This window comes from Myxococcus sp. AM011 (assembly GCF_013372595.1).
In the GTDB taxonomy this organism is placed as follows: Bacteria; Myxococcota; Myxococcia; order Myxococcales; family Myxococcaceae; genus Myxococcus; species Myxococcus eversor.
In genome coordinates this window covers 1-1,245 of the sequence record NZ_JABXEM010000561.1, presented here as the reverse complement: position 1 = coordinate 1,245, position 1,245 = coordinate 1, and the positions used below count along the sequence as shown (strand labels likewise).

The window sequence follows — 1,245 nt, the reverse complement described above, 5'->3', positions numbered from 1 at the left end:
TGGGCGTGATCCGGTTCGGTGGACAGGTTGACTACGCCGCTGCTCTTTCGAACTCAGCCGGCGCAGCGTAGCCGATTGCCGAGTGCATGCGTTGCTGGTTGTAGAAGACCTCGATGTAGTCGAACAGCTTCACCCTCGCGTCGTTGGCGCTCTCGAAGAATTCTCCCAACTCATTCTTGAGCGTGCTGAACCAGCTCTCCATCGCCGCGTTGTCGTAGCAGTTGCCGCGCCGGCTCATGCTGCAGACGATTCCGTGTCGCTCCAGAGCGTTCCGGTAGTCCTCACTGGCGTAGGTGCTCCCCTGGTCCGTGTGGTGCAAGAGCCCCTCGGCCGGACATCGACGGCGCAGCGCCATGTCCAGCGCCTTGAGCGTCAGGTGCCTGTCGTTCATCGCGCTGAGCGCCCAGCCCACGACGAAGCGCGAATAGAGGTCGACGATGGCCGCCAGGTAGAGTTTGCCTCCCGCGGTGGACAGCTCGGTGGTGTCTCCCACCCAGCGCTCATTCGGGCGGTGCGCCGTGAATCGCCTGTCGAGCAGATTGTCCGCCACTGGCTGCTGATGCTCGCTCATCGTCGTGCTTCGGTAGCGTCGACGCATCCGGCCCACCAACGACTCCTCACGCATGAGACGGATGACGCGATTGCGGCCAACGTGCACTCCCTGGTTCCGCAAGGCGCGGTGGATGCGCGGGCTGCCGTAGGTAGAGCGCCCTTTCTGGTGAGCTTCGTGCACCAGCACCTTCAACTGAGCGTCCTGCCTCTGTCGCGCGCTCGGAGGCCTACGGGTCCACGCGTAGAAGCCCGAACGTGACACCTGCAGCATGCGGCACATCTTGCTGATGGAGAAGCAGGCCTGCTCCGCACGGATGAACTCAAACTTCACCCGTTCTCCTTCGCGGTGTAGGCCACCCATTTTTTTAGCAGCGCTCGCTCCATTTCCAGCTCGCGCACCTGCTTGCGTAGCTTCGTGAGCTCCTGCCGCTCCCCGCTCGTCAGCGCTCCGGGCTTGCCCTGGCCCTTGTCCGCACGCGCCTGGTCCACCCACATCCTCAGCGCCGACATCGTCAGGTCCAAGTCTCTCGCCACCTGGGACGTTGTCTTTCCCTCTTCCAGCACCAGCCTCACCGCCCCGGCCTTGAACTCCTCCGTGTAGCTACGCCGGGGACGTCGTGGCTTCTTCACTTCCGTCATGTTGGACACCGTACCTGCCTCTTCCTTGGTGTCCACTGAAGCGGATCAAGCCCA

At 63.1% G+C, this 1,245-nt stretch carries 1 protein-coding gene; it reads right to left on the bottom strand.

The window, feature by feature from the left end; genetic code table 11:
* Positions 1-31: 31 nt before the first annotated feature.
* Positions 32-1,191, bottom strand: a protein-coding gene (locus tag HUW62_RS47310; RefSeq protein ID WP_176438196.1) for an IS3 family transposase whose coding sequence is annotated in 2 segments (ribosomal slippage) — positions 32-912 and positions 912-1,191 — 1,161 coding nt in all. Because the reading frame shifts where the segments join, the coding sequence is not laid out codon by codon here.
* Positions 1,192-1,245: the final 54 nt, after the last annotated feature.